We start from the raw sequence: 5,655 nt of genomic DNA, 5'->3' as shown, positions 1-5,655 counted from the left end.
GCGCCGTGATCAGTGGTGCGTGGCCAGTCCGCCGTGTCCGTGCATCCGGGCACTCATCACAGGCAGTGCCGCCACCGCGACGACCACGGTGAGCACGCCCACCACCCAGGCCGTCCAGGATGCACCGCTGTACTCGGTGAAGCCCATGACCCAGGGGGAGAGGAACAGCAGCACGCCGAAGACGCCCATCGCGTAGTCGATCGCGGCCATGGTGGGCCGGACGATCTGCGCCAGTCCGGTCAGCGCGATCAGCACGCCGAGGACGATCAGGGTCCACATCGTCGTGTTGTCGTTGGCGACCCACAGCGGGGAGAGGGCGGTGAAGACGCCCAGGATCACGGCCACGTAGTCCTGTAGCCGGCTGTCGGAGAACATGTCGAGCCTCCTAGTGGGGATTGTGTCCTGACTTCGGTATAGACCTGATCGACCGGTCGGTCAATGGTGTGGGGGATTGCACTGCGGTAACGCTCCGGTGCAGTTGGGAGGGGTTTTTTGCGGATCGGTGACAGAGGGGGGAATGATCTCCGCGGTGCGTGTGTTCCACTAGATCGTTGCCTTGGCCAACGAACTGTCGGCCTTCCCGCACGAGTTCTCAGGAGGTCCGATGCCGGAGCCGACGCCGGGCCGCACCCTGCCACGCCGTTGCGGTTTCGCGGCGGTGGGCACGGCCAGCTTTCTACTCACCGCGTCCTCGTCCGCCCCCTCCCCGCTCTATCCGCTGTACCAGCAGCAGTGGGGTTTCTCCGCGGGAATGCTGACCGCCGTCTTCGCCGTCTACGCGCTTGCCCTGCTCGCCACGCTGCTGACGATCGGCTCGATCTCCGATCACGTCGGCCGCCGGCCGGTCCTGATCGGGGCGCTGCTGCTGCTCGTGGTGAGCATGGGCGTGTTCGTCCTCGCCGACGACGTGGGCTGGCTCGTGCTGGCCCGCGTGCTGCAGGGTCTCGCGGTCGGCGCGGCGACCGGCGCCGTCAGCGCCGCCGTGATCGATCTGCAACCGAACCCGCGCCTCGGATCCTTCGTCAACAGCGTGGCGCCGTCGCTCGGGCTCGCCCTCGGCGCCGCGGGGGCGGGCCTGCTCGTGCAGTTCGCGCCCCTTCCCACCGTCCTCGTATATGCCCTCGTCGTCGTGATCGCGCTGGCGCTGGCCGTCGTGCTCGTCTTCGTCCCCGACCGGGCACCCGCGCCGGGCTTCGCGTCCCGCCGGGCCGCGCTGCGCAGCCTGCTGCCGAGCGCGTCGGTGCCGGCGGACGTGCGGGGCCCTTACCTGGTGATCCTGCCCGGTCTGCTGTCGGCGTGGTCGCTCGGCGGCCTCTACATGTCCCTCGGCCCGTCGATCGTGGGCACGGTCTTCGGTATCGGCAACCGCCTCGTCGCGGGGCTGGCGATCTTCACGCTCTTCGCCTCCGGTTCGGTTGCCGCGACGGTGCTGCGCGGCTCCGACCCGCGGCGCGTCGTCGTCGCGGGGACCGCGATCCTCGCCACCGGCGTCGGCGTCGTCGTGACCGCCGTGCTCGGTGGCTGGGCCGTCGCGTACTTCGCCGGTACCGCCGTCGCGGGCTTCGGCTGGGGGGCGGCGTTCCTGGGCGCGATGAACGTCATCGGCGCCCTGGCGGCGCCGCACGAGCGCGGGCGCCTGTTCGCCACCACGTTCGTCGTCTGCTACCTCGCGTTCTCCGTGCCCGCGGTGCTCGCGGGCCTGGCGACGGGCGCGTTCGGGCTGACCGCGACGACGCTGGGCTACGGCTATGCCGTGATCGTGCTCGCCCTCGGGGCCGGGGCGGGGGTGGCGCTGCGCGGCCCGCGGCAGCCGGTCGCACAACTCGCGGAGGCACCGGTTCTCGTCCGCTGAGGCGGGGATTGCCGGCGCGTACAGACAGGGGCCCTCCGTCCGGACGAGCCGGACGGAGGGCCCCTGCGCCGTCTCAGAAGACGATCTTGACCGTGTCCGTCACCGGGTGGGCCTGGCAGCCGAGCACGTAGCCGGCCTCGATGTCCTCGGGGTCGAGGATCTCGCAGTTGTCCATCTCGACCTTGCCCTCGAGGACGGTGCAGGCGCACGAACCGCACTCGCCCTCCTGGCAGGAGTAGGGCACGTCGATGCCCTTGGCGAGCATGATGTCGACCAGGGTCTGGGAGCGCGGCCACGGGATCGTGTGGGTCTCGCCGTCGAGCTCGACCTCCACGGTCGCGGCGTCGGCCGCCTCCTCGTCGCTCACCTCGACGGGGGTGTGGTCGGCGAACGGGTCTCCCGCGAGGGAGTTGAACACCTCCGCGTGCACCTGGGAGCGCGGCATGCCTGCGGCCTGCAGCGCCCGGTGCACGGCGTCCATGAACGGACCGGGTCCGCACATGAACGCCTCGTGGCTCGTGTACGGGGTCACCAGGGTGGCGAGCTGGTCGGCGGACGGCAGGCCCTGCACGGACTCGAGCCAGTGCACGACGGTGAGCCGGGTGGGGTACTTCTCCGCCAGCGCCCGCAGCTCGTCCGCGAAGATGATCGACGCCTCGTCGCGGTTGGCGTAGACCAGCACGACCGTGCCCGAGCCCTGGGTCAGTGCCGACTTGAGGATCGAGATGACGGGAGTGATCCCGCTGCCGGCGCCGAACAGCAGGAAGTCGTGGTCGAGGGACTTCGGGGTGAACACTCCCGACGGCGGCAGTACCTCGAGTCGGTCGCCGGCGGAGATCCGGTCGCACAGCCAGTTGGACCCGTATCCGTCGACGGTCCGCTTGACCGTGACCTTGGGGGCGTCGTCGGTGTACGGGGAGCTGGCCAGCGAGTAACAGCGGGCCACGGAGCCGGTCTGCTCGCTCGGGATGCGCAGGGTCAGGAACTGTCCGGGCTTGTACGCGAACTTGTCCTGGAACTCGGCCGGCACGTCGAAGACGATCGAGCGCGAGTCCGGCGTCTCCTCGATGACTGCGGAGACGGTCAGGATCGCGGATCGCGAGCCGTGCGGCACCTCGACTGTCGTCATGGCCAGGTCGGTCCTTCCGTGGAGCGGGCGAAGCAATCTAGAACGCGTTCTAGTTTCAGGGTATCAGCAAGACGACGCTACCGGGACGGGGTGCACAGGGGTCCGGTCGGCTCCCGATCAGCGGGAATCGCACCTGCCCGATCGGGTAGGCCCGCGCGCTCGACCGGACGGCTTCGGTCCCGCGACCGGACGGTTCGGGCTCGAACCCCTTTCCGGGAGCGTGATCGGGCCCGAGAGTGGGGAAGGGAAGAGACGCCGGTCACACCGGCCGCCCCCTTCGAACCACCACTTCCGGCCGACACACCAGGAGAAACGCGATGGCCATCGAACTCAACCAGATCTGGGACTTTCCCATCAAGGAGTTCCACCCCTTCCCCCGGGCGCTGATGGGTGTCGGCGCCCACGACATCATCGGTGTCGAGGCGAAGAACCTGGGCTTCAAGCGCACCCTGCTGATGACGACCGGCCTGCGCGGCTCGGGCATCATCGAGGAGCTCATCGGCAAGATCGAGTACCAGGGTGTCGAGGTCGTCCTGTACGACAAGGTCGAGTCCAACCCCAAGGACTACAACGTCATGGAGGCCGCCGCCCTCTACCAGCAGGAGAAGTGCGACTCCATCATCTCCGTCGGCGGCGGCTCGAGCCACGACGCCGCGAAGGGCGCCCGCGTGGTCATCGCCCACGACGGCCGCAACATCAACGAGTTCGAGGGCTTCGCCAAGTCCACCAACAAGGAGAACCCGCCGCACATCGCCGTCTCCACCACGGCCGGCACCGGCTCGGAGACCTCCTGGGCGTACGTCATCACCGACACCTCGGACATGGAGCACCCGCACAAGTGGGTCGGCTTCGACGAGGCCACGATCGTCACCCTCGCCATCGACGACCCGCTGCTGTACTACACCTGCCCGCAGCACTTCACCGCCTACTGCGGCTTCGACGTCCTCGCCCACGGCTCCGAGCCGTTCGTCTCGCGGCTGGACTTCGCGCCGTCGCTCGGCAACGCCCTGTACTCGATCGAACTCGTCGCCAAGCACCTGCGCGAGGCCACCTTCGAGCCGCGCAACCTCAAGGCGCGCGAGGGCATGATGAACGCCCAGTACATCGCCGCGCAGGCCTTCAACTCGGGCGGCCTGGGCATCGTGCACTCCATCTCGCACGCCGTGTCCGCCTTCTTCGACAGCCACCACGGCCTCAACAACGCCATCGCCCTGCCGCGCGTGTGGGAGTACAACCTGCCCTCGCGCTACGAGCACTACGCCCGCATCGCCACCGCGATGGGCGTCGACACCCGCAACATGACCACCGTCCAGGCCGCGGACGCCGCGGTCGAGGCCGCCATCCGGCTCGCCAAGGACGTCGGGATCCCCGACAACTTCGGTCAGGTGCGCGTCGACTCGTACGAGAAGAACCGCATGAACACCGGCAAGTACGCCGGCCGCGGCGACGTCATCAAGGGCGACGAGAAGACCGTGCGGGCCATCTCCGAGCACATCCAGGGCGACTGGTGCACCCCGGGCAACCCGCGCGAGGTGACGGTCGAGTCGATGATCCCGGTCGTCGACCACTGCATCAACCGGTCCTACTGACCCACCTGCTCGACCGATCCCGTGCCCGGGGCGGGGCGACCCGCCCCGGGCACACCCACCTCCCTCGAGTGCCGACGACACAGGAGCACCGATGACCAGCTTCGCCAGCGGACCGGAACTCGCCGACGCGCTGCGCCGCCACGACTACATCGCCGACGACGAGTTCGCGGTCGTCGTCCACCTCGCCACCGCGCTCCAGCGGCCCCTGCTGCTCGAGGGCCCGGCCGGCGTCGGCAAGACCGAGCTGGCCAAGGCGCTCGCCGCCGCCGGCGGGCGCAGGCTGGTGCGGTTGCAGTGCTACGAGGGCCTCGACGACAGCCGCGCGCTGTACGAGTGGGACTACGCCAAGCAGCTGCTGCACGTGCAGATGCTGCGCGACCGCATCGGCGAGCAGCTCGCCGCGTACCCCGACGTCGCCGAGGCGTCCCGGTTCCTCGCCGCGCAGGACTTCGGCCTGTACTCCGAGAAGTTCCTCGCCGTGCGCCCCCTGCTCGAGGCGATCCTCTCCCCGGAACCGGTGGTGCTCCTCGTCGACGAGGTGGACCGCACCGAGGAGTCCATGGAGGCGCTGTTGCTCGAGGTCCTCGCCGAGGGGCAGGTCACCATTCCCGAGGTGGGCACCTTCACAGCCCGGTCCTCGCCGTGGGTGATCCTGACCTCCAACGACACCCGCGAACTCTCGCCCGCCCTCAAGCGCCGCTGCCTGCACTACCACGTCGGTTATCCCACCCCCGAACGTGAGCGCGAGATCGTCACCGCCCGGGCCCCCGAGGTCGACACGGTGACTGCCGCCGAGGTGGTGGACCTGGCCCGCACCCTCCGGGACCTGCCGTTGCGCAAGAGCCCGTCCATCTCGGAGGTGATCGACGCCGCGCGCGCCGCGACCGTCCTGCGGCGAGGCGGCGGCGACCACACCTCCCTCCGGCAGATCCGCGACATCCTGCTCGCGACGCTCCTCAAGTACACCGGCGACGCCGACCTGGTCCGCGCACGTCTCGACGGGAGTCCGGCCGAGGCCGTCCCGGCCCCGGCCGAACCGGCGGGGGAGCGGCCCGAGCGGGCCACCGTCGCGTCCCGGCCGGCCA

The 5,655-nt window shown here is 69.8% G+C and carries 5 protein-coding genes; 3 read left to right on the top strand and 2 right to left on the bottom strand.

Annotated elements, in window-relative coordinates:
* Window positions 1-9: 9 nt before the first annotated feature.
* Complete coding sequence (locus CQZ88_RS08790; RefSeq protein WP_006939196.1) at window positions 10-375, bottom strand: SPW repeat protein; 366 nt, start codon at window positions 373-375, stop codon at window positions 10-12.
* A gap of 229 nt (window positions 376-604) precedes the next feature.
* On the opposite strand from CQZ88_RS08790, the gene CQZ88_RS08785 reads away from it, so the two are divergent.
* Entirely contained in the window at window positions 605-1,852 is a 1,248-nt protein-coding gene (locus CQZ88_RS08785) for an MFS transporter (protein WP_102799610.1), read from the top strand.
* A gap of 73 nt (window positions 1,853-1,925) precedes the next feature.
* Here CQZ88_RS08785 and CQZ88_RS08780 read toward each other — a convergent pair whose 3' ends face one another.
* On the bottom strand, window positions 1,926-2,981 hold the full coding sequence (locus CQZ88_RS08780; protein WP_006932856.1) for a ferredoxin--NADP reductase: 1,056 nt from the start codon (window positions 2,979-2,981) through the stop codon (window positions 1,926-1,928).
* A 317-nt stretch (window positions 2,982-3,298) separates the two neighbouring features.
* Here CQZ88_RS08780 and mdo point away from each other — a divergent pair, with 317 nt between their 5' ends.
* Both mdo and CQZ88_RS08770 read left to right on the top strand, forming a co-directional pair.
* Window positions 3,299-4,570 carry an NDMA-dependent methanol dehydrogenase gene (gene mdo / locus CQZ88_RS08775; protein ID WP_006932857.1) on the top strand — a complete coding sequence of 424 codons (1,272 nt, stop codon included), beginning with the start codon at window positions 3,299-3,301 and terminating at the stop codon, window positions 4,568-4,570.
* Between the two features lie 91 nt (window positions 4,571-4,661).
* Window positions 4,662-5,655 (top strand): MoxR family ATPase (locus CQZ88_RS08770; RefSeq protein WP_102799609.1); only part of this gene is annotated, 994 nt, incomplete at its 3' end.

The organism is Rhodococcus sp. ENV425 (assembly GCF_002887785.1).
Taxonomy (GTDB): Bacteria; Actinomycetota; Actinomycetes; order Mycobacteriales; family Mycobacteriaceae; genus Rhodococcus; species Rhodococcus aetherivorans.
This window is presented reverse-complemented; position numbering and strand designations above follow the sequence as displayed.